This is a genomic window from Bauldia litoralis (assembly GCF_900104485.1).
Lineage (GTDB): Bacteria > Pseudomonadota > Alphaproteobacteria > Rhizobiales > Kaistiaceae > Bauldia > Bauldia litoralis.
The window spans coordinates 627368-650865 of record NZ_FMXQ01000001.1; the positions used below are offsets into that span (position 1 = coordinate 627368).

19 protein-coding genes are annotated in these 23498 nt (G+C 66.4%); 4 read left to right on the forward strand and 15 right to left on the reverse strand.

The window, feature by feature from the left end; genetic code table 11:
- Positions 1-4 precede the first annotated feature (4 nt).
- The 8 genes from nadE to BLT60_RS03015 all read right to left on the reverse strand — a co-directional run bounded on the left by nadE (position 5) and on the right by BLT60_RS03015 (position 9068).
- Positions 5-1006 (reverse strand): NAD(+) synthase, encoded by a 1002-nt coding sequence (nadE, locus tag BLT60_RS02980; RefSeq protein WP_090874946.1) that lies wholly within the window; start codon positions 1004-1006, stop codon positions 5-7.
- 20 nt (positions 1007-1026) lie between these two features.
- Positions 1027-2577, reverse strand: a complete 1551-nt coding sequence (locus BLT60_RS02985) for a class I adenylate-forming enzyme family protein (RefSeq protein ID WP_090874696.1) — start codon at positions 2575-2577, stop codon at positions 1027-1029.
- Positions 2578-2602: 25 nt separating this feature from the next.
- Positions 2603-2878, reverse strand: a complete 276-nt coding sequence (locus BLT60_RS02990) for an acyl carrier protein (RefSeq protein ID WP_090874697.1) — start codon at positions 2876-2878, stop codon at positions 2603-2605.
- Positions 2879-2902: 24 nt separating this feature from the next.
- Positions 2903-4864, reverse strand: coding sequence for an asparagine synthase (glutamine-hydrolyzing) (asnB, locus tag BLT60_RS02995; protein ID WP_090874698.1), 1962 nt, complete (start codon positions 4862-4864; stop codon positions 2903-2905).
- A 195-nt stretch (positions 4865-5059) separates the two neighbouring features.
- The gene (locus BLT60_RS03000; RefSeq protein ID WP_090874699.1) at positions 5060-6211 is read right to left on the reverse strand and encodes a GNAT family N-acetyltransferase; all 1152 of its coding nucleotides are present in this window, start codon (positions 6209-6211) and stop codon (positions 5060-5062) included.
- A gap of 121 nt (positions 6212-6332) precedes the next feature.
- Positions 6333-7124: an SDR family NAD(P)-dependent oxidoreductase gene (locus BLT60_RS03005; protein ID WP_090874700.1), complete on the reverse strand. Its 792-nt coding sequence runs from the start codon at positions 7122-7124 to the stop codon at positions 6333-6335.
- A 70-nt stretch (positions 7125-7194) separates the two neighbouring features.
- Positions 7195-7995: an ATP-binding cassette domain-containing protein gene (locus BLT60_RS03010; protein WP_090874701.1), complete on the reverse strand. Its 801-nt coding sequence runs from the start codon at positions 7993-7995 to the stop codon at positions 7195-7197.
- A complete protein-coding gene (locus BLT60_RS03015) occupies positions 7992-9068 on the reverse strand; it encodes an ABC transporter permease (protein WP_090874702.1) in 1077 nt (358 codons plus the stop codon). The genes BLT60_RS03010 and BLT60_RS03015 overlap by 4 nt, the downstream gene beginning before the upstream one ends.
- A gap of 326 nt (positions 9069-9394) precedes the next feature.
- On the opposite strand from BLT60_RS03015, the gene BLT60_RS03020 reads away from it, so the two are divergent.
- The 4 genes from BLT60_RS03020 to BLT60_RS03035 all read left to right on the forward strand — a co-directional run bounded on the left by BLT60_RS03020 (position 9395) and on the right by BLT60_RS03035 (position 14109).
- Complete coding sequence (locus BLT60_RS03020; protein ID WP_090874947.1) at positions 9395-10669, forward strand: ROK family transcriptional regulator; 1275 nt, start codon at positions 9395-9397, stop codon at positions 10667-10669.
- A gap of 61 nt (positions 10670-10730) precedes the next feature.
- Positions 10731-11663, forward strand: a complete 933-nt coding sequence (locus tag BLT60_RS03025) for a carbohydrate kinase family protein (RefSeq protein ID WP_090874703.1) — start codon at positions 10731-10733, stop codon at positions 11661-11663.
- Entirely contained in the window at positions 11663-12838 is a 1176-nt protein-coding gene (uxuA, locus tag BLT60_RS03030) for a mannonate dehydratase (protein ID WP_090874704.1), read from the forward strand. The genes BLT60_RS03025 and uxuA overlap by 1 nt, the downstream gene beginning before the upstream one ends.
- Positions 12835-14109 carry a glycerate kinase type-2 family protein gene (locus tag BLT60_RS03035; protein WP_090874705.1) on the forward strand — a complete coding sequence of 425 codons (1275 nt, stop codon included), beginning with the start codon at positions 12835-12837 and terminating at the stop codon, positions 14107-14109. The genes uxuA and BLT60_RS03035 overlap by 4 nt, the downstream gene beginning before the upstream one ends.
- Before the next feature lie 16 nt (positions 14110-14125).
- Here the strand turns inward: BLT60_RS03035 and BLT60_RS03040 are convergent, their stop codons facing one another.
- The 7 genes from BLT60_RS03040 to BLT60_RS03070 all read right to left on the reverse strand — a co-directional run bounded on the left by BLT60_RS03040 (position 14126) and on the right by BLT60_RS03070 (position 23498).
- A complete protein-coding gene (locus BLT60_RS03040; protein WP_090874706.1) occupies positions 14126-16717 on the reverse strand; it encodes a calcium-binding protein in 2592 nt (863 codons plus the stop codon).
- Positions 16718-16936: 219 nt separating this feature from the next.
- Positions 16937-17572, reverse strand: a complete 636-nt coding sequence (locus tag BLT60_RS03045; RefSeq protein ID WP_090874707.1) for an SGNH/GDSL hydrolase family protein — start codon at positions 17570-17572, stop codon at positions 16937-16939.
- Between the two features lie 19 nt (positions 17573-17591).
- Entirely contained in the window at positions 17592-20024 is a 2433-nt protein-coding gene (locus BLT60_RS03050) for a beta-mannosidase (RefSeq protein ID WP_090874708.1), read from the reverse strand.
- Positions 20025-20051: 27 nt separating this feature from the next.
- Positions 20052-21074 (reverse strand): LacI family transcriptional regulator, encoded by a 1023-nt coding sequence (locus BLT60_RS03055; protein ID WP_090874709.1) that lies wholly within the window; start codon positions 21072-21074, stop codon positions 20052-20054.
- Between the two features lie 68 nt (positions 21075-21142).
- Complete coding sequence (locus BLT60_RS03060; RefSeq protein ID WP_090874710.1) at positions 21143-21925, reverse strand: ferredoxin reductase; 783 nt, start codon at positions 21923-21925, stop codon at positions 21143-21145.
- Between the two features lie 7 nt (positions 21926-21932).
- Positions 21933-22538, reverse strand: a complete 606-nt coding sequence (locus BLT60_RS03065; RefSeq protein WP_090874711.1) for a sulfite oxidase-like oxidoreductase — start codon at positions 22536-22538, stop codon at positions 21933-21935.
- Between the two features lie 24 nt (positions 22539-22562).
- Positions 22563-23498, reverse strand: a complete 936-nt coding sequence (locus BLT60_RS03070; RefSeq protein WP_090874712.1) for a Gfo/Idh/MocA family protein — start codon at positions 23496-23498, stop codon at positions 22563-22565.

Here is a 23498-nt window from a genome sequence, read left to right on the forward strand (position 1 = left end):
CTCGTCAGGCGCTCCTGGCCAGCACAGGCTCGACGAGAATCGGAGCCTCGTGCAGATAACGCGTCGTCCGGCGCTTCGCCTCGATGTCGCGCCAGACCTGTTCGACCTGCTCGGCGGTCAGCCCGACGGCCGGCGCGACGCTGGCGGCCGCCAGGCCGTGAGTGAGGCCGTAAAGACAAAGGTCCATCTCGCGATATGGCAGGGAGAAGTAGAATTCCTCCTGCGTCTGGGCGAGCGACCAGGTGTCGGTGGTCGGCGGCCGCTGGCGGATTTCCTCCGGCGCACCGAGATGCTCCGCCAGTTGATAGACCTGCGTCTTGTAGAGATGGGCGATCGGCTTGTGGTCAGCGGCGCCGTCGCCATTCTTGACGAAGAATCCCTGGTCATATTCGAGCCGGTTTGGCGTGCCGAGCACCGCGTAGTTCAGCCGGTCGGCGTGGTAATATTCGAGCTGCTTGCGGGTCCGCTGCTTCATGTTGGTGGCAGCGACGACACCGAGATAGACGTCGACCGGCATCCGCAGCTTGCGCGTCTCGCCGTCCGGCGACTGCACGATCAGGTAGGTGATGCTATAGCCCTTGCCCTCCAGCGAATTGGAGATGGCGACCTTGCAGCCCCAGCCCTTGCCGAAGTCCGGCACCAGGCGGCGGATGCAAGCGTCGCGGCGCTCGTAGCAGGCGGCGGCGGTGAGGATCGGCGCGATATCCTCGACGACCGACTCGATGCCGAGCCAGGCGGCGACTTCCTTGCCGAGGCGCAAGCTCTCCGGGTCGGAGTCGGTTTCCGGCATGAGCACGGCCAGCACCTTGCCCGGCCCGAACGCCCTGACGGCGAGCGCGGCGGTGACGGTCGAGTCGATGCCGCCGGACAGGCCGAGGACGCAGCCGCGGCGCCGCAGGCGACGGGTGATCTGCTCCCGCATCGACGTGGCGATGCGATCGACCTCGATCTCGGCATTGAGGGTCAGCGCATGGGGAAGCAGCGCCGCGACGGGCGAGGTATCGATCGGCAGGGCGTTGACCTGGGTCACTCGGCCGCCTCCAGCATCTCTTCCTCGATCAGCCGGCGGCTGATCTTGCCGCTGTCCGTCTTCGGCAAGGCGTCGCGGAACTCGATGAATTTTGGCACCATGAAATCCTCAAGGCCGGTGGAGCAGTGGCGGAGAATGTCGCGTTCGCTGAGGGACGCCCCGGGCGACAGGGCGATCACCGCCTTGAGCGCGTGGCCGAGGATCGGGTCGGCGACGCCGACGACGACGGCCTCGGCGATGCCGGGGAGCGCGTAGAGGACATTCTCGACTTCCTTCGGCGAGACCTTCTCGCCGCGCGTCTTGATGATGTCGTCCATGCGGCCGATGAAATAGAGGAAGCCGTCGGCGTCGGCCCGGAAGAAATCGCCCGTCCGCAGCACCTTCTCCCATGGGTAGGGGCCGGGCCGGAGCGCCCTGTCGGTCGCGTCCGGATTCTCCCAGTAGCCGCGCATCACATGCGGGCCGCGGATCATCAGTTCACCGATGACACCGGGGGCGACAGGCTTGCCCTCGTCGTCGGCGACATAGGCCTGCGTCCCGGGAATGGCGATGCCGACCGAGTCCGGCCGCCGCGCCAGTTCCTCCGGTGGCAGGTAGGTGCAGCGCTTGCACTCGGTCAGCCCGTACATCGAGAAGATGCGGGCGGAGGGAAACAGCGCCTGGAGCCGCGCGATATGGCTCGGCGGCAGCGCCGCCGCCGTATTGGTGACGTAGCGGAGATGGGGAAAGCTGCCGGGCTCGAGGTCGCGCATCTGCAGGATGATCGCCGCCATGGTCGGCACCAGCGGCAGGCCGGTGACCCTTTCCTCGCTCATCCGGTTGAGGATCGCCTGGGGGAAGGCGAAGGACTTTTCCAGAACCAGCGTCGCCCCGACCATCGCCGCCATCAGCACCTGGTAGAGGCCGTAGTCGAAGGAGATCGGCAGGACGCCGAGGATGACGTCATCCTCGCGGTTCTCGAGATAGGTGGTGATCGACCCGGCCGCCGCGACGACATTCTGGTGGGTCATCATCACGCCCTTGGGGAAGCCGGTCGAACCCGAGGTATAGACCAGCATCGCCAGGTCGAGGGTGATGCCGGGCGCCGGCAGCGACACCGGGGTCTCGTCCGTCACCGCTTCCTCGAAGGACAGCGCACCGGCGGTTGCCGGGCCCTTGCCGCCGATCAGCGCCAGGAAACCCACCGACGGCGCCGAGACCATCGCCAATGCCGCGGTCGCCGCCAGCCGGCCCTGGGTGACCAGGGCGGCGGCACGGCAATTCTCGAGGACGTAGGCGAGCTTGTCGGCCTTGGTCGAGGGGTTGATCGGGACAAAGACGGCGCCTGCCTTGAGCACGGCGAAGATCGAAACCACCGCTTCAAAGCAGTTGTCGGTGAAGATCACCACGCGATCGCCTTGGGCGATACCGCGCGCCAACAGGGCCGCGGCGAGGCGGTCCGACATCAGGTCGAGCTCGGCATAGCTCAGCCGCGTCGTGCCGGCGACCAGCGCTTCCTTCTCCGGAAGGCGGCGGGCACTGTTGCGAAGAAACTGCTCGACCCGCATGGCGATGCTCGAAGCCGGCCTCGGGTCAGGCGGCGACAGAGGCGGACGCGCCCCGCCGGGAGGCGACATAGGCGACGATGGCGTCGATCGTATCGAGGTTCTCCGGAACGATATCCGCATCGGCGACCTGGATGGCGAAGTCGCTCTCGAGGAAGGTCACCAGTTCGAGGATGCCGGTCGAGTCGACAAGGCCGGCATCGAGCAGCGACGCCGCGCCGTCGAGGCCGGCGTCCTCTTCGGCGAAGATGAAGTTCTCGTCGATAAACGCCCGGACCCGGGTTTCGATTTCGGAATTGAGCATGAGACGTGCCTTTCTGGACCTCGGTTACGCCGCGACGGTGGCAGGGATGTCCGCTGCCACGTCTTTTGCGAAGCTGTGATGAAGGAGTTGGGTCGAGAGAATGCCGACCATCGCCATGTTGTCGCGGAAACCGAGGAACGACCCCGAGCGGCACTTGGTGACGAGCTTCTCCACCGAGCGCGGCGCGAAGAATCCAGCATTCGCGATCGCCGCCGGCGAGAGCTGGCCGCTCACATAGTCCGGCGCCTCGGGACCGACAAAGGCGGGGCTGTCCGGCGCGCGATAGGGCTGCTTGACGCGATCGCCGATCGACGGCGGCAAGATGTCGCCCATCGCCTCGCGCAGGATGTGCTTTTCCCGCAGGCCGCGGATCTTCAGCCGCGGCGGAATCCGCGAAGCGAATTCGACCAGCCGGTGGTCGAGGAAGGGGAAGCGCCCCTCGACCGAATGGGCCATCGCCACCCGGTCGCCCTGGGCCGACAGGATGTAACCGGGCAGGAGATGGGCGGTCTCGAGATACTGCCCCTGCGACAGCGGATGCCAGCGGTGAAAGTCCGCCGGCAGATGGGCGCGCAGATCGTCGAGCGCATCATAGCCGTGGAGTTCCTCCCGCATTTCGGCGGAGAAGAAGGCCTTGCCGCCGGCGGTTGTCCGGAAGCGGGGCAGATGCGAGAAGAGCGGGTCGTCGGTCGCCTCCAGCCCGGCGCCGAAGAAGGCGTTGCGGTAGCTCTGCGACTGGCCCTTGAGCGCCGGCAGGTAGGGATAGAGGCGCTGGAACAGCAACTGCCGCCACTGCGACTTCGGCTGGGCAGCGCAGAAGCGGCGGAGCTTGGCCTCCTTGAAGATGTCGTAGCCGGCGAAGACCTCGTCGGCCCCCTCGCCGGTCAGAACGACCTTGAACGCATTGTCGCGCACCAGCCTGGAAAGGGCGAAGAGCGGCGCCGGCGCGGTCCGCAGCAGCGGCTGCTCGGCATGGCGGATCACGTCGGGGAACATCCGGCCGATATCGGCGGTCCGGCACGGCACGGCTGTATGATCGGTGCCGAGCGCCCGCACCATTTCCGACTGGAAGGCGCTCTCGTCGAATTCGCCACTCTCGAAGGTGACCGAGAATGTGCGCAGCCGCTTGGGCTCCATCTGGCGGACAAGGGCCGCGATGATCGAGGAATCGAGACCGCCGCTGAGATAGGCACCGACCGGCACGTCCGAGCGCAGCCGGATGCGGGTCGCGTCGGTGAGCAGCGCGCGCAGTTCCTCGGCGATATCCGCCTCGGAGCGATTATCGAGGGCGCCGGTGTCGGCGGCATCGGGATAGTCGAGGCGCCAATAGGGACGGACCGCGACTTCATGCGGGCTGGCGACCATCCTGTGTGCCGGCGGCAGGCTGCAGATTCCCTTGAAAGCGGTGCGCGGCGCCAGCGGAAACCAGAAGGTGAAGGTCTGGTCGAGCGCCACGGGATCGAGTTCGGCGTCGATCCCCGGCACCTCGAAGAGCGCCTTGGCCTCTGACGCGAAGTAGAGGCAGCCGCCGCGCCAGGCATAGAAGAGCGGACGAACGCCCATGCGGTCGCGGGCCAGCATGAAGCGCCGGCGACGCCGGTCCCAGAGCGCGAAGGCAAAGTCGCCGTTGAAGGCCGTGACGCAATCCGGACCCATCTCCTCATAGGACCGGATGATCACCTCGGTGTCGGACTCCGTGCGGAAGACGTGGCCCCTGGCCATCAGTTCGCGGCGCAGTTCGACGAAGTTAAAGATCTCGCCATTGAAGGTGACGACGACGTCGCCGTCGTCATTGGCCATCGGCTGCTGGCCGGTGTCGATATCGATGATCGACAGGCGGGCATGGCCGAGGCCGACGCCCGGCTCGACATGCGTGCCGCTCTCGTCGGGTCCGCGATGGCGGATGGCGCCAATCATGCGCCGAAGCAGAAGCTCCGGCGGCTGGTGCATGGAGGGAGTGCCAAAATAGCCGGCGATGCCGCACATCGGGAGTGCTTTCCGCGCTGGGTCCGCATAGGGACAATTTACAGAAAACGCATCGCGAAAAGATTAGCGAGGCGCTCGTTACATTACAAAACCAAACAAATGACAACGTAAATATTAACTTACACCGCAGCGGGTAAGGTTAACCAAACGTTGATCGTTGGCTTTGAAAGTCTAGCAGCAGTGACTAGACCACAATCAGATAAACAAACCGCCAATAAGCGCCGACCACGACTCGCCAGCGAGTCCGGTGATCAAGGCTTCGCCGCCATGGATCGGGGCGAAGAGGTCGCCGCGACGCGCGTGAACGACCATCGACGACGCATGCAGGAACACCGCGCGCCGCCGCAGGAGGAGATCGGCGAATTCCGGCTGGACCCGTCCCCTGATCGCGACGGCGCCGCGCCGCTTCGCATCGGCGAAGAGGTCGTCGACGACACGCTCCGCGGATTTTGGCGCGGCGAAGATGTCGAGAACGAAGGCGACGCCGCCGGGCCGGACGCAATAGAGATAGGCGCCGGCCAATCCGCCCTTGCGGTCGCGGACGACGCGGCAGACCAGCGGGCCGTAGCGTTCCTTTTCCGACGCCTGCGCGACGAACCACAACAGGCTGTCGCGGTCCCAGTCCGGCCTGAGCCGGTAGGGCAGCGACAGGGCGAGCAGCGCGTCCACCAAGTCCTCGGCGTCGACATCGCTGCCTTCGTCGAAAGTCGCGTCGATGCGCAGCGGATTGGCGCGAACGCGCGCGGCGCACCAGTCGAAGACACCGGCAAAGGGACGCAGGAGCGCGGCCATCCGGAAACGCCGGGTCAGGCTCGCCAGGGCAAGGCCGGCCGGCTTGATCACCCGCAGCCATTCCATGCTGTAGGCGGCTTCGGTTCGCCCGCCGAGTTTTTCCCACATGACCTGGGAGATCTCGTTGGCGGATTCGCTCAGCGACAGGTCCTGGACGCCGTTGAGATAGGAGCGCAGCAGCCGGGCGCCCATCACCGGGTTGCCGATCGACTTGTCGACCATCAGCGTCCCGCCGACGGCGGCGCTGACCGGCGCACCGTCGAACAGGAGGCGCAGCGGCCGAACGGCGATGAAGCCCGACACCGCGCCATCGGGGCCGGCAAAAACCAGTGACGGCAAGTCGGGATCCCGCCAGGGGTGCTCGAACAGCTCACGCCGCAACAAGACCTCCAGCGGCCTGCCGCCGGCCTTCAGGCGATCGGTGAAGGTCGCGCGAAACAGGCGCGCGACGGCGGGAATGTCCTCGATGGTACAGGGGCGAACGCCGCCCGCTGCCGACGGGGTGGCCGCCGCATCGAGCGCATTGCCGCCCGGGGCAAGTGCGGCATCAAGCATGTGGAACTGGCATCGGCACGTGGTGGCCGACCTCACGCAACGCCGGTCACAGCGCCGGCCGTCCACCCTGCCATGTCTGACCCTAACGAAGTCTTGCGAGGATCGGCCGGTATCGCCGCGGTCACACCGTCTTCAGCATGCCGCCGTCGACGAAATAGGTCGAGCCGACGCTGTAGGACGCCTTGTCGGAGCAGAGAAAGACGAAGAAATGCGCCAGTTCCTCGGGCGTGGCGAAGCGCTTGATCGCCGCATCCTCCTCGGCGATCGCCTTGAGGACGGCCTGCCAGTCGCCGCCCGTATCGGCGCTCATGGCCTTGGCATGGGTTACCCAGTCGACCGTCATGATCAGGCCGGGATTGACGCAGTTGACGCGGATGTTGTCCGGAATCACTTCGTTCGCCAGCGTCTTGGAGAACATCATCAACGCCGCCTTGGTGGTGTTGTAGATCGGCTCGTACCAGATTGGCTGGACGGCACAGATCGAGGCGTTGTGGAGGATGACGCCGCCGCCGCGGCTCTTCATCGACGGCACCAGACCGCGCGCCAGGCGCACCGCCGCCATGACGTGGAGCTCCCAGAAATACTGCCACTTGTCGTCCGGCGCGTCCTGGATGGTCTCGTTGGTGCCCTTGCCGGCATTGTTGACCAGGATATCGGCGCCGCCGAACGCCTCCTCGGTCGCGGCGACCAGCGCGGCACAGCCTTCGGCGGTGGCAACATCGCAGGCGACGCCGATGGCGCGAACGCCATGAGCGCTGGCGACACGGGCCGCCTCGTCCGCGACCCGGTCCGCCTGACGCGCCGCCAGTACCAGGTGCGCGCCTTCGGCCGCCAGGCCTTCGGCAACCGCGAGGCCGATACCGACGCTGCCGCCGGTGATCACCGCGACCTTGTCCGTCAAGCCGAGGTCCATGGTCGCGCGCCCTGCCTGTTCGTAAGGAAAGCCGTCCGGACCGCGCTTCAGGCGATCCGGACGAAGAGGATCAGGCGGCTGCCATCTCGTCCGCCATCGGCGGCGGCGGCATGGCGCCGGTCATGATCGCCACCGCGTCGGCCATCGAGTAGTCCTTCGGGTCGATCACCGCGATCCGGCGGCCGAGCCGATGAATATGGATGCGGTCGGCGACCTCGAAGACATGCGGCATGTTATGGCTGATCAGGATGATCGGCAGGCCGCGCTTCTTGACGTCGAGCATGAGCTCGAGCACGCGGCGCGATTCCTTGACGCCGAGTGCCGCGGTCGGCTCATCCAGGATGATCACCTTGCTGCCGAACGCCGCGGCGCGCGCCACCGCGACGCCCTGACGCTGGCCGCCGGAAAGCGTTTCCACCGGCTGCTTGATGTTCTGGATGGTCAGCAGGCCGAGCGCACTGAGTTGCTCGCGCGCCCGCTTCTGCATGCCCGAACGGTCGAGCAAGCGGAACCATTTCCCCATCGCCCCGCCCTTGCGCGTCTCGCGGCCGAGAAACATGTTGTCGGCGATCGACAGGGCCGGCGCCAGCGCCAGATCCTGATAGACCGTTTCGATGCCGGCCTCGCGCGCGTCGAGAGGACTGCGGAAGTGAACGGGCTTGCCGTCCATCAGCACCTCGCCCGAATCCGGAATGACCGCCCCGGCGAGCACCTTGATCAGGGACGACTTTCCGGCACCGTTGTCGCCGATCACGCCGAGAATCTCATTGGGCATGAGGTCGAAATCGGCGTGATCAAGGGCGGTGACCCGGCCGTAGCGCTTGACGAGGTCGCGCGCCTGGAGGATCGGCTTGACGACATCGGTGCTCATAGCGAAATCCTCCGGATCCACTGGTCGCTGGCGACGGCGACGATGATCAGCACGCCGACCGCGAATTCCTGCCAAAGCGCGTCGAGACCCGCCAATGCCAGACCACTTCGGAACACGCCGACGATCAGCGCCCCGATCAGCGTGCCGACGATCGAGCCGCGCCCGCCGAACAGGCTGGTGCCGCCGATCACCACCGCGGTAATCGAATCGAGGTTGGCGTTGAACCCGCTATTCGGACTGATCGCGCCGATGCGGCCGATCAGGATCCAGCCGCCAATGGCGCAGATCAGGCCGGCGATGACATAGACCGCGATCAGGGTGCGACTGGTGTTGATGCCGGCCAGCCTGGCGGCGTCTGGATCGTCGCCTATCGCGTATATATGTCGCCCGAAGGCTGTTCGGTTGAGCATGTACCAGACCAGCGCCGCCAGGAGCAGCATGACGATCGAGCCGAAGGTCAGCCGCGCCGCGCCGATCGGGATCGCATTTCCGGTCCATTGCAGGAATGAGGCGACCGCCTCGACCTCCTGCTGACGCAGCGACTGGCTCTTCGAATAGAAGAGGACGAGCGCGCCGAAGATGCTCCAGGTTCCGAGGGTGACAATGAATGGCGGCAGCTTGAGCCGGGTCACCAGCAGGCCGTTGAGGTAGCCGCAGGCCATGCCGGTCGCCAGTCCGAGCGGGAAGGCGATTCCCACGGGAACGCCGCTCACCACCGCCAGACGGCCCATGACGATCGACGACAGGATCATGATCGCGCCGACCGAAAGGTCGATGCCGGCGGTGAGAATGATCAGCGTCTGGGCGATGCCCAGCGTGCCGATGATCGTCACCTGCTGCAGCACCAGCGACAGGTTGAACGGTGCAAAGAACCGATCGCCGACAATCGCGCTGAACACGCCGATCGTGAAAAGCAGAACGATGAACGGAACCGCCGTCGGATAGGCATGGAGGAAATGATGGACGCGGCGAAGCACCGTCGCGCGGTCTTCCTCGAAGACCACCGCATCTTCGGATCCCGGCAGAACCTTTTCAAATTCAGCCGGACCGCGAGTCTCGTTTGTCGTGTTCATTCCCCCACCTGCCCCCCAAGACAATGACGGGAAGGGCGGCCGAGGTCGGTCGCTCTTCCCTGTTTACGCAGTCTAGTCACTATTCGAACGGAAATCAGCCCCGGCGAAGCGTGATACCGCCCGATGTATCGATCGACGGCTCGCCACGCAACATCCCGACCGCCATCACGCCGACACCGTCATACAGAGACGGGCTTTCTGTCAATATTAAATCGACCGGATTTACTTATTGGCAGTAAAATGCTGTCTATCCATCGTTGAAAGCTTGCCGGAACACCCTTGCGACGGGTGGCCGGCTGCAAGGAGGGACGATGTCGGGAGGAATGATGCCGGGAAGCGGCGACAAGGTCGGATGGCTGACAAGCGCCGGCAGCGCCGCGGCGGAAGCGGCCCGGGCGCATACCGCCGATATTTCGCGCGGCACCAACCAGACCGGCGTGCGCCTCTATAACGAGCGGCTGATCCTGTCGTTGATCCGCCGGCATGACAGCCTTGCCAAGGCCGATATCGCCCGGCAGACCGGGCTGTCGCCGCAGACGATCACCGTGATCATGCGGCAGCTCGAATCCGACGCCCTGGTCGTCAAGCGCGACCGCCAGCGCGGCAAGATCGGCCAGCCCTCGGTTCCCTTCGCCCTCAACCCGGACGGCGCCTTCTCGCTGGGCCTGAAGATCGGCCGACGCAGCGCCGACCTTATTCTCGTCGACCTCGTCGGCGCCGTCCGCGGCTCGCTGCAATTCGCCTTCACCTACCCCGCGCCACAGGCCGTCCTCGATTTCGTCGCCACGGGCATCGGCCGCCTGACCGCCGATCTGACCGAGGACCAGCGCCAACGGATCGCCGGGGTCGGCATCGCAGCGCCATTCGAACTCTGGAACTGGGAAGAGCAGGTCGGCGCGCCGCCATCGACCCTCGATCAGTGGCGAAGCTTCGACATCGCCCGGGAGATCGGCGCCATCTGTCCCTGGCCGGTGTCATTCTGTAATGACGCCACGGCGGCCTGCGGCGCCGAACTCGTCCTCGGCAACCCGGGGCACCATCTCGACTTCCTGTATTTCTTCGTTGGATCCTTCGTCGGCGGCGGCGTCGTTCTCAACGGCGCCCTCTATCCAGGACATCGCGGCAATGCCGGCGCGCTCGGATCGATGCCGATTGCCGCGCCCGACCATGGCGGCGGCTTCGCCTCGCAGCAACTCATCCGCCACGCCTCGATCTACCTGCTCCAGAATCGCCTCGCCGAATCCGGGCGCGACCCGTCGATCCTCTGGCTCTCGCCCGACGAATGGGGAGACCTCGGCGACCTTCTCGACGCCTGGATCGTCGAGGCCGGCGACAGCCTCGCCTTCGCTGCGATGGCGGCAACCTCGGTCATCGATTTCGAGGCGATTGTCATCGACGGCGCCTTCCCCCCCGAGGTGCGCAGCCGGTTGGTTGCGCGGGCGCGGAAGAGGATCGACGATTTCGACGTGCAGGGCCTTTCCCGCGCCGTCGTGGTCGAGGGAACGATCGGCAGCGGCGCCCGGGCGATCGGCGGCGCCTGCCTGCCGCTGCTCGCTCATTTCTCGCGCGACGACAACGTCCTGTTCAAGGCAACACCCTAGCCGGGAGACAAGGGGGCAGGATTTTGCTACCCGTCCCAGCCATCGGAGGAAGGCACCAACCATGATCGTCTGCTGTGGCGAAGCCCTGATCGATTTCCTGCCCCGCAAGGGTGAAGACGGCGCCGCCGTGTTCCAGCCCTTCACCGGCGGCTCGGTTCTCAATGTCGCGATCGCGCTCAGTCGGCTCGGCGTGCGGACCGGCTTTCTCAGCGGCGTATCGCAGGATTTCTTCGGCACCAGCCTGCTCGACGCGCTGCGGGCGAGCAACGTCGACACCGGGCTCTGCGTCATCAGCGAACGCCCGACGACGCTGGCCTTCGTCTCGCTGACCGACGGCCACGCCCAGTATGCCTTCTTCGACGAGGGCAGCGCCGGCCGGATGCTGGCGGAAGAGGACCTCCCGGCGCTGCCGGTCGACGTCGCGGCTCTGCATTTCGGCTCGATCTACCTGATGGCCGAACCCTGCGGCTCGACGATCGAAACGCTGATCCGCAACGAGTCTCCGACCCGCGTCATTTCCTTCGACCCCAACGTCCGCCCGTCGCTGATCAAGAATCGCGACGGCTACCTCGCCCGGCTCGACCGGTTGTTCGAGATGTCCGACATCGTCAAGTTCAGCGACGACGACCTCGCCTGGATGGCGCCGGACGGCAGCTTCGAGACCTTCGCCTCCGGTGTGCTCGACAAGGGGGCGAAGCTGGTCATCATGACCCGCGGCGCCGAGGGCGCGACCGCCCTCACCCGGACGGCCGCCGTGTCGGTACCCGCGGTCAAGGTCACGGTGGCGGATACCATCGGCGCCGGCGACACCTTCTCGGCCGGGATGCTGGCGGGACTCGAGGATGCCGGCCTGCTGACCAAGACCGCGATCGCCACGCTCGGCGAGGCGCAACTCCGCAAGCTCCTGACCTATGCCGCCAGCGCCGCCGGAATCACTTCTTCCCGTCCCGGCGCCAACCCGCCGTGGAAACAGGAAATGCAGGAGGCTGGCTGATGGAGAAGACCTGGCGCTGGTTCGGGCCGAAGGATCCGATTCCGCTCGCCCATGTCCGCGAGGCCGGTGCGACCGGCATCGTCACCGCCCTCCACCAGATCCCCGGCGGCACCGCCTGGGACGACGCCGCGATCGCCGAGCGCAAGGGGCTGATCGAAGCCGCCGGCCTGCGCTGGTCGGTGGTCGAGAGCATCCCGGTCACAAACGCCATCAAGGCGCGCACCGATGAATGGCGACACGACGTCGATGCGTGGAAGGATACGCTCCGGGCGCTTGGCCGGGCTGGCATGGACACCGTCTGCTACAACTTCATGCCGATCGTCGACTGGACCCGCACGGACCTTGCCTGGCCGCTGAAATCCGGGCTGGCGCTGCGCTTCGACATCGTCGACTTCGCCGCCTATGACGTCTTCGTCCTCCAGCGCGACGACGCCGGCGACGACTACGAGGCGGCAACGCTCGCCGATGCCGAGGCGCGCTTCGCGACGATGCCCGACGCGCGCAAGGAAGAGCTGGAGCGGATCATCCTCGCCGGCCTCCCGGGCTCGGACTTCGCCTATGATCGCGCCAAATTCCTCGACCTGCTGAAGGTCTACGACCGGATGGGCCGCGACGAGTTGTTGCAGAGCCTGACCGAATTCCTCGAGGAAGTCGTTCCGGTCGCCGAGGAGAACGGCATCCGCCTCGGCATCCATCCCGACGACCCGCCCTTCCCGCTGTTTGGCCTGCCGCGCATCGTCTCGACCGAGTCCGATATCGGCACGCTGCTCGACGCCTATGACAGCCCGTCGAACGGCCTGACTTTCTGCGTCGGCTCCTACGGCTCGCGGGGCGACAACGACCTCAACGAGATGATCCGCGCCTTCGCGCCGCGCATCAACTTCCTCCACTTTCGCAACGTCACCATCGATGCGCCCGGCGTCTTCTATGAAGACGAACACCTGGCCGGCCGCGCCGACATGGTCTCGCTCAGCGCCGCGATCCTCGACGAGGAAGACCGCCGTCGCGAGGAGGGGCGCACGGATACCGCCATCCCGATGCGGCCGGATCACGGTCACCTGCTGGCCGGCGACCCGGTCCGCAACGCCAATCCCGGCTATTCGTATGTGGGCCGCCTGAAGGGGTTGGCCGAACTGAGCGGCATCATCCATACGCTGACCGCCATCCGGCAATGAGCCGGGCCGACGAACCCCGCGCCTTCCTGAGGTCGCTCCTCGACGCCGCCGTCGCCGCCGCGCTTCCGGCGCGCGTCGTGCCGCCGCACCTTCCCCCGCCGCCGCGCGGACGGACCATCGTCATCGGCGCCGGCAAGGCATCGGCCGCCATGGCGCGCGCGGTCGAGGACAACTGGCCGGGGCCGCTCGAGGGCCTCGTCGTCACCCGATCCGGGCACGGCGTGCCCTGCGAGCGGATCGAGATCGTCGAGGCCTCCCACCCCGTGCCCGATGCCCGGGGCCATGAAGCCGCCGGCCGCATCCTGGCGCTGGCCGGCAGCGCCGGTCCCGACGACCTTGTGCTCTGCCTGATCTCGGGCGGTGGCTCGGCGCTGCTGACGCTGCCGGCCGACGGCCTGACGTTGGAGGACAAGCAGGCGGTCAACCGGGCGCTGCTCGCCTCCGGCGCCGACATCACCGCGATGAACGCCGTGCGCAAGCACCTGTCGGCGATCAAGGGCGGACGGCTGGCGGCAGCCGCCTCTCCCGCGCCGATGGTCAGCCTGCTGATTTCGGACGTGCCGGGCGACGACCCGAGCGTCATCGGCTCCGGCCCGACGGTCCCCGACGCGACGACCTTCGCCGACGCAAGGGGCATCCTTGCCCGCTATGGCATCACGCCGCCGCCCGCCGTTGCAGCGCATCTGGCGGCAGCCGCCGACGAGACACCGAAACCGGACGACCCGCGGCTCGCCCATGCGGTGGCCACCATCATCGCCTCGCCCATGGCCAGCCTCGAGGCGGCGGCCGAGGTGGCGCGCGCCGCCGGGGTCACGCCCCTGATCCTCGGCGACGCCATCGAGGGCGAAGCCCGCGAAGTCGGCAAGGCGATGGCCGGCATCGCGCTCTCCGCCCTGACCCACGGCCAGCCGATCGCCGGGCCGGCCGTCCTGTTGTCGGGCGGCGAAACGACGGTGACGGTGAAGGGCAAGGGACGGGGCGGACGCAACGTCGAGTTCCTCGCCGGACTGGCGCTCGGCCTCGATGGCGCCGCCCGCATCCACGCGCTGGCCGCGGACACCGACGGCATCGACGGCAGCGAGGACAATGCCGGGGCGATCGTCGCCCCGGACACGATGGCCCGGGCCCGCGCCGCGGGCCTCGACATCCCGGCGCTGATGGCGGTGAACGACTGCTACACCCTCTTCTCGGCGCTCGGCGACCTGGTGGTCACCGGCCCGACGCTGACCAACGTCAACGACTTCCGGGCAATCCTGATCGAGAGCGCCTGAGCCGCCGGGCCGCAGGTCAGGCGACGAAATCCTCGATCATCTGGAAGTCCTTGTGGCTGAGGCTCATGCCCTTCTCGACCTTGGCGAACAGCACCTTCTTGTCGCCGCCTCGGCCGTCAAGGTCGTAGAAGACCTTTCCCTTGTCCTCGTTGTGGATGATGTAGTCGTTGGCATCCTGCGCCTTCTTGCCGACCTCGAACTCGCCCTTGGTGAGCTTGTTGCCGATGGCGGCGAAGATGTCCTTGTCGAGCCAGAACTTGTCCTTGCCGGCGGTGAAATCCTTGAGCTTGTCCTTGTTGGTGCCGCCCAGCGCAGTGTCGAAGACAAAGCAGTCCTTGCCCTTGTCACCCCACAGCTTGTCCTTGCCGAGGCCGCCGGCGAGCTTGTCCTTGCCTGAGTTGCCGTGAACCCGGTCGTTGCCGTCCTCGCCGAGCAGTGTGTCGGCGCCCTTGCCGCCACGCAGGTTGTCGTTGCCATCGCCGCCGAAGACCGTGTCGTTACCGCCACGACCGTTCATTACGTTGTTGCCGGCGTTGCCGGTCAGCATGTTGGCCAGCCCGTTGCCGGAGCCCTTGATGTCGGCTGAGCCGGTGAGCAACAGATTCTCGACATTGGCGCCAAGCGCGAAGGCGACGCTGCTCTCGACCAGGTCGATGCCTTCGCCGGCAGCCTCGATCGCCTGGTCGCCTGCGTTGTCGACGATATAGGTATCGTTGTCGGCGCCACCGCGCATGGCATCCGCGCCGGCGCTGCCGTCCATCCTGTCGTTGCCCGCGCCACCGTAGATGCTGTCGTTGCCGCCGCCCCCCCTGAAGATATCGTCGCCGCCGAGGCCGGACAGGATGTTGTTGCCCTCGTTGCCGAAGATGGCGTTGGCGAGACCGTTGCCGGTGCCGTTGATGTTGGCGACGCCGGTCAAGGTCAGCGCCTCGACATTCGGGCCCAGCGTGAAGGTGACGCTGCTGCGCACAGCGTCGTAGCCGGCGCCGGGATTCTCGATCGCCGTGTCCCCGACATTATCGACGATGTAGATGTCGTTGCCGGTGCCGCCATTCATCGCATCGGCGCCAGTGCGGCCGTCTAGGGTATCATTGCCGCCGAGGCCCAGAAGGGTATTTGCCCCGGCGTTGCCGGTGATGGCATTGTCGAGACCGTTGCCGACGCCCTGGATCGCGGCGCCGGTCAGGATCAGGTTCTCGATGTGGTTGCCCAGCGCATAGTCGGCGCTGCTGACGACGGTATCGGTCCCCTCGCCGGCATTCTCGTGGGCCTGGTCGAGCGATTCATCGACGACATAGACGTCGTCCCCGGCCCGGCCGCGCATCACGTCGATCCCCGCGCCGCCATTCAGGATATCCGCGCGCGCCTGGCCAAGCAGCGTGTCGGCGCCATCGTGGCCGTTGACCGTCGCGCCGTCCTTGCGGCTGGTGATGACGTCGTCTTCGCTCGTCCCGTTGATGACGGTCTCGCGGGGGTCGAAGATCGTCGTATGGACGTCGGGATCGCCGCCGTACTGGTCGAAGCCGACAATGAAACGGCCATCGCTCAACGACGCGACCGTCGGCTCCATCTCGGCGCTGAGATTGCCGACAACGAATTGATCGCCGACAGCGGTGCCGGCCGCGTCGAACCGCTGGCCGTATTCAAGCCCGACGTTGTTGTCGTCCCAGACGACGACGAACCCGCCATCGGCCAGGGCAGTGACGTCCGAGTGGTATTGCACGCCGGTGGTCGAGGTATTGACGGTGAAGGCAGCGGTGACGACGCCACCGTCGTTGTCGTAGATGCGGGCTCGGATGCCATCGCCGTTGCCGTCGCCGTTTTCCTCCGTCCACACCGCGACGAAGCCACCGCCCGACAGCGCCGCCACCTGCACGTCGGTCTGGTCGTCGGCGTCGCTGGAAATGGTACCGCCGATGACCGCGGCGCCCGTCGAGGTGACGACCTGGAACTTGGGATCCCGGTTGGCGCCATCGCCAGCGGATTCGTCCTGGAAGACGACGACATAGTTGCCATTGGACAGCGTCGCGACTTCCGCATTTGTCGTGTTGTCGGCCTGGCTGAAGACCGTGAACTCGGGCTGGACGACGCCCGCAGCGTTGACCACGGTGCCAAGGATATCCGTATCGCCGGCGCCGTCGCTCTGCTCGTAGACGACGAGGTAGCTGCCGTCGGACTGCATGGCGACCGATGGGTTGGCATAATCGTCGCCGACATCGACGGCGATGTTGATCGGCGTCAGGGGAACGAGATTCCCGTCGACGTCATAGGTCTGGACCCGGATCGACGTGCCCGAGACAACGGTATTCTCGTAGACGACGACGAACCCGCCATCAGGCCGCGCGGCAAGCGACGCGTTGGTTTCATCGCCGCTGAAGTAATCCTGATTGACCTGGAACTCGTTGCCGATCGGATTGCCCTCGGCATCAAAGATCTGGCCGACGAGGTCGTGGCCGGGGTCGGTACCGATCGGACCGCCGTTCAGTTCGGTCCAGACGGCCACGTAGCGGCCGAGGCCAATATCGACGATCTGGATGTCGTTCTGGTTGCCGGCATCGGTCTGGTTGGCCTGAGACAGGCTTTCCCAGATGGTCGGGGTGGTTGTCACGGGGAATTCCTTCGCGTCGACTGGATGGGTCGGCGCGAAGGGCTAGTGGCCGATCGCAGGCGTGTCTGTGACCTGCGTCACCGCCGGGCGGTGCGTGACGGGCTACGAAGGCCGCGATGATCATCGGGATTCCGTCCGCAATCAGCGGACTGAAAATCGCGCCGGAAGCGGGCTTCCCGGCGCCGATCAAGCCGGCAACAGGCTGTCGGCCGGCAGGAGCTAGGCCTTTTCGATTTCCGCCGCGATCGCCTTGCCGAGTGCCGCATGCGCGTCCGGATCGAGGTGGAAACCGTCGAAGGCGCTCGACCGGATCACCGAGCCGGCATCTAAGAATTTGACGCCGCGTTCCTCGGCCAGCGTCTTGTAGGCGCCGGCGAGCAGCTTCGACTTGGGCTGGGCGCCTTCGAACATTTCGGCATGGTTCGGAATCTCGTCAAGGGTCGGCGCCGGCGACACCACCAGGATGCGCGGCACACCGCCGCCGCGACCGATCCCGGCGGTCTTGACCATGTCGACCAGCACGCCCATCCCTTGCGCGATCTCCCAGGGCGACTTGTTGAAGCGCGCCTTGAGATCGTTGGTGCCGAGCATGATGACGACGACGTCGAGCGGCTTGTGCGACTGCAGGCAGGTGCCGAGATAGGTGCTGCCGTTCTTCTCCGCGCCCTCGACCGGATCGTCGTTCACCGTTGTCCGGCCGTTGAGGCCCTCCTCGATCACCAGCCAGCCGGAACCGAGAGCCGCCCGCAGCACCCCCGGCCAGCGCTCATCGGGAGCGTAGCGGTCGTCGGGACGCGGGACGGTGGCGGCGCCCCAGGTGTTGGAATCGCCATAGCAAAGAACGGTCTTGGACATCCATCGGCTCCGGAAGGGATCAGGAATATGTGGTCGCGAGGTGGGTGGTGACCAGATCGCCAGCCTCTGGCATCCGGTCATCGAAGGAGCGGAACCCTACAACGCGATCCTCGCCGGGCAGAAGCAAAAAACTTGCGTCATCGAAAGCGCCGCTGAAGCCCGGCGCTTCCGGCATGACGAAGAAGGCCGGTGCGTCCACTGAAAAACGGAATCCGCCTCCAACCGATTCGACCGCGACCGTCGCCGGCGGAAGCTCGTAGCGCTTCGGCTTGTCGGGAAAGGCCGCCAGTTGCATCAGCGGATCGAAGGTCCCGGCCCCGGCGGTCCGGGCGTCGAGGACGAAAAAGCCCTCGGTGCCCGGCTTGTCGAACCGGCCGATCTCGACCGCCAGGTCGGCGGGGATCGCGGCCTCGACCGTGGCGTCCTCAAGCAGGGACCCGTCCAGCGCGACGCGTCGAACCCGCACCTCGATCTCCGCCGCATCCCGGCTGTCATGGATACCGCTGATCACCAGCCGGCCGTCCTCGAAGCGCGCCGCAACGGCCGTCGGCGCGTAGAAGCGGCGGGCGTGATAGTGCAGCGCCTTCCAGGCCAGCGCATGATCGATGCTCGACCACGAGACCGACGGCCAGACATCGTTGAGCTGCCAATAAAGCGTGCCCATGCAGCGTGGCTTGAGGCTGCGCCAGTAGCGGACCGCGGTCTCGATCGCCAGCGCCTGCTGAAGCTGGCTGAGATAGACGAAGCTCTCGAAGCTGGTCGGGCTACGGAAATAGCGGGTCATCGTCTCGACGATCTTGCCATTGCCCGAACCGTCGCGCTGGTGATGCTCCATCACCGGCGACATGGCGTTCCATTGCGACGGCTCGGCGAAGCGGCGGATCGCCGTCATCGTCGGGAAGGACTGGAAGCCGAATTCCGAGCAGAAGCGCGGCTTGACCGAAAAGTAATGCTCGAAATCCTTGCCCTCGTGCCAGACGGCCCAGAAGTGCATGTCGCCCTTCGAATCGTCGTGCCAGGCGTCGCCGTAGTCGAGCGCCCCGCTGCATGGCGACGACGGCCAGAAGAAGCGGTCCGGGTCGCTCTCCGTCACCGCGACCTCGACGGCCCTGTTGAAGCGGTCGTAGTTGACCAGGTAGCGGTCGCGATTGGTGCGCGACAGCTCGTACCAGGTCAGCGAGCCAATCACCTCGTTGTCGCCGCACCAGAGCGCGATCGACGGATGCGAGGCGAGGCGTCTGACCTGATAGCGGACCTCCCGGTCGACCTCGACGAGGAAGTCCGGCGTCGAGGGATATTGCGAGCAGGAGAACATCATGTCCTGCCAGACGAGCAGGCCGAGTTCGTCGCAGGCGTCGTAGAAGGCGTCGAACTCGTAGAAGCCGCCGCCCCAGACTCGGATCATGTTCATGTTGGCGGCTTGCGCCTCGCCGAGCAGGCGCCGGATCCGCTCCGGCGTGATCCGCGACGGCAGTGCGTCGGCGGGAATCCAGTTGGCGCCTTTCATGAACATGTCGACGCCATTGACCCGGACAACCAGCGACATGCCGACTGCGTCAGGCTGGTTGATCAGTTCGAGCTTGCGGAGACCGATTCGCCGAGTCGCCGTATCGCCGGGAATAGACGCCTGCGCCGTCATCAGCGGCTGCGCGCCATAGCCGGCCGGCCACCACAGCTCGGGATTCCGGACCTCCAGCGTCAGCGAGGCGGAACCGCCGCTCGCCGCGGTGACCGCGACATCGGCGGATACGGTCCGGTCGTCGAAGGCGAAGGTGACGGGAACCATCGCATCGCGACATGCGGCAAGCTCCACCTCGGCGGTGACGATGACGACGCCGTCGTCGGCATGTTCCTGGCGCACGACGAAATGCTCGATCCGTGCGGCGTCGAACAGGCAGAGCCGCGGCTCGGCATAGACGCCAAGCACCATCAGACAGAGGCCCCAGTCCCAGCCGGCGTGGCACTGGGCCTTGCGGATGACGTTCATGTCGGCGATGCGGTTGTTGGAGACGCTCCACGGCACCGGGAACGGCAGGCGCGCGGCGCGATCATGGGCTTCCGCGGCGGCCGGGTGGAAGCGGATCGCGATCTCGTTGTCGCCCGGCCGCAAGGCCTCGGTCACGTCGATGCGGTGGCGGCGGAAGCTGGTCTCCGTTCGGCCCACGGCCTGACCGTTGACCAGAACCTCGGCGAAGGTGTCGACGAATTCGAGGTCGATGACCGCCCACTTGCCGGCGAGGCTTGTCGCCGGGAGGGTGAAGGCCCGCCGGATTTCCCAGACCGCGTCGCCGACCCATTGCACGGCGTTTTCATTGGTGCCGATCATCGGGTCGGGGATTTGTCCGGCGTCGATCAGGGCGGAATGGATATCGCCGGGGATCGGACAGGCTGCGACCCGCGTTCCGGTCGCGTCGTGCAGCGCCCAGTCGCCGCCAAGAAGTATCTCGGTCATCGTCTCATCCCGTCCAGGTTTGGCGCGTCAGGCGCGCTCGCGCAGCGTCATCGTGTCAACGCGCTGCAGGTCTTCCGGCGGCGCGCCGTCGACGCGCCGCAGGATGAAATCGGCAAGGACCGCGCCGGCATGATGGAGGTCCTGGAAGAAAGCTGTCAGCGGCGGCGAAAACAGAACCGGCAGGGCCGAGGTTTCCATCGTCACCAGATGGACGTCGCGTCCGACCGCCTGCCCGGCGCGCTCGAGCGCCCGCATCACCGCCAGCGCACCGATCTCGCCGCCACAGATGTAGCTGTCGGGCCGCTGGTCGGCGGCCGCCAGGCGCATGCCCTCGTCGACCAGCGCCACCTGGTTCGCCTCGTCGACGATGGCAGTCTCGTCGCAGGCGAGACCGGCCTCGGCCAATGCCTGGCGGAAGCCGGCGATACGATGCTGGCTGAACATCAGTTCGCGCGGCGGGGCGAAGAGAACCGGCTTGCGGCAGCCCCGTTCCACCAGCAGCCGGACGGCACGGCGGACGAAGTCCTGGTTGTCGACATCGTAATGGGCATGCGCGAAGGGCAGTTCGGTGCGGCCGAAAGTGACGAAAGGAATGTTGCGCCGGTGAAGGTAGCGGACGCGGGCGTCGTCGGGCCGTGTCGAGGACAGGATGATGCCGTCGAAATTGCCGCGCCGCACGACGCCGATCATTGCCTCGAACGGATCGTCGCCGGGGGCGAAGGGAACGAGGCTGAGGTTGTAGCCGGTGCCCGCCAGACGATGATTGGCGCCGGTTGCGAGACGAAGCGCGCCGACATCGCCCAGCATGTCGCCCTCGCGGGCGATCGGCATGACAAGGCAGATGGTCTCGGTACGGCCCGAGCGGAGGCCGGCGCCCGCGGGATTGCGTCGATAGCCCAGCCGTTCGGCCGCAGTGAGAACAATCTCGATTGTCTCGGGGCGGACCGACGGCGAGTCCTGCAAGGCGCGCGAAACGGTCGCGATCGACAGCCCGGTATCTTCGGCAATCGATCGTATCGTGGCGCGGCCATTCTTCGGGCCCGCGTCCAAACCAACCTCCCTAAGGCAAGACGAGCGCCGCTTGTAAACGTTTTCATTGATTGCGGCAACTCGCGTGACTAGGCGTCGGGCACCGCGACATCAGGGCCTAGGATCTTCGCCTCGGCGCCACCATAGCGCTCGGTCCGGATGCTCTCGAATGGCACCCCGAGATCGATGAGCAGCATCGTCGCGACCTCGACAAAGGCAGTCGCGCCACAGACGAAGGTCAGGACAGGAAGCTGGTCGCCGAAGACCATCAGGGTGTCCGCCAGCATCATCCGGTCGATGCGCCCCGACCGGACGTCCGGAACCGGCGACGCCTCGCGGGTGAGAGTCAGTGCCAGCGTGAAGTGGTCCTCCTCACGCGCCCGCTGCATCACCTCGTCGCGGAAGATCACCTCGTCCCAGCGCCGCGCCGAATAGACCAGCGCGAAAGGGGTATCCGGCGATGCCGCCGCGCGCCGGCGCAGCATCGACATCAGCGGCACGACGCCCGACCCGCCACCGACAAGGAGGATCGGCCCGGCGTCCGACGGCGACCAGTTGAAGTGACCGCCGATCGGCCCACGGATTTCGACGGCATCGCCAACTTCGACAACCTCGTGGAAGAACAGCGACACCTCGCCATCCTCAAGCCGTTCGATCACCAGTTCGATGGTGTCGCCGCCCGGCGCCGAGCCGATCGAATAGCTCCGCTCGGCCTGATAGCCGTCCGGCGCCGTCAGGCGCACGTCGACATGCTGGCCGGCCACGAAGTCAAACGGTGTCGAAGGCGTCAGGATGTAGCTCTTCACCGTCGGCGTCTGCGGGACGATCGCGGTAACGGTGGCCTGTTGCCAGGCGATGCGGGTCGGCGGCATCCGCAGGTCAATCGCCGGTGAAGCGCTGCTCGCGCCAGGGATCGCCGTAGATATGGTAGCCGCGCAACTCCCAGAAGCCCGGTTCGTCCCGCTCCGTGAATTGCAGGCCGTTCACCCATTTCGCCGACTTCCAGAAATAGAGATGGGGAACGAGGAGCCGGGCCGGCCCGCCATGATCGGCGGTGATCGGCCGGCCGTCATAGGCGGTGGCGACCATCGCCTTGCCGTCGACAAGGTCGGCCAGCGGCACGTTGGTCGAATAGCCGTCGAAGGAATGAGCGAGGAGAAAGCCGGTCGGCGCCTCGACCCCGGCGGCGGCGAGGAGGTCGTCGATCGACACCCCCTCCCATTTCGTATCGAACTTGCTCCACTTGGTGACGCAATGGATGTCGCGCATCACGCTGGTCTTCGGCAGGGCGTTGAACGCCTGCCAGTCCCACGACGCCAGCGGCCGCGGGCCGTGCTTGAGCGTGAAGGACCATGTGTCGGTCTGGACCCGCGGCGTCGGCCCGGCCGAGAGCACCGGGAAATCCTCTGTCTTGTACTGCCCCGGCGGCAGCCGCGCCGCATCGTCGGCCGATGGCCGGCGCCCGAAAAACCCGCGTGTCGCCAAGGAACCCTCCTCTCTGGAGAAGCGCTATTCGTGAAATGGCTCGGTCGTCAGCCTGCGACCGATCAGGAAGGAGTCCGCGACAAGCCGCAGCGGCGCGGAATCGACCAGCGAGCGGTTGTCGCGAAGCAACTGCGCGAAGCGGTGATAGATGTCCTCGTATTCGGCCGGCTTGCGTTCGACATCGAGCTCGCCATTGACCTCGAGCCGGGCGCCGCCATTGGCGAGGCGGAGCTCTGTCCCCTCGTCGGTCTCGATGACGATGTCCCAGGTCTGCGGTCCGGTCTGGCGCCAGTCGAACTCGGCGGTCAGGCTGTCATGCGGGCCGTTGGTGGCGAAGGCGAGCGAGGCGGCGATCGGCGCATCGCAATTTTCCGGAAAGGTCAGTTCGGCGCTGCGGACGAAGACCGGGGTCGGCATGATCTCGGTGAGGATGGACAGGGCGTTGATGCCGGGATCGAAAACGCCGAAGCCACCGGCCGTCCATATCCACTTCTGGCCGGGATGCCAGCGGCGGACGTCTTCCTTCCAGGTGATCGCCAGGCGCTTGACGCTGTGATGGGCGAGCAGGTCGCGGGCATGCGCCACGGCGGCGTTGTACTGGGAGTGCCAGGTGGTGAAGAGGACGCGGCCTTGCGCGGCTGCGAAGGCGGCCAGGTCGTCGAGCTCGCTGATCGTCGCCGCCGGCGGTTTCTCCAAGAGCACATGCTTGCCGGCGGCAAGCGCCTCTCGGGCGATGGCATGGCGCACCTGTGGCGGGGTACACACCGCCACCACGTCGAGCTCCGGCATCGCCTCATACATGTCGGCCGGGGCGCGAAAGGTTCGCGCGCCATCGACCTTGATCCCGCGCTGGCTCGACACCGCGACCAGATCGAAGGCCGGGTTGGCCGCGATGACCGGCAGGTGCTGATCTTCGGTGATCTTGCCGAGCCCGATGATGCCGATCTTGTGGACTGTCAT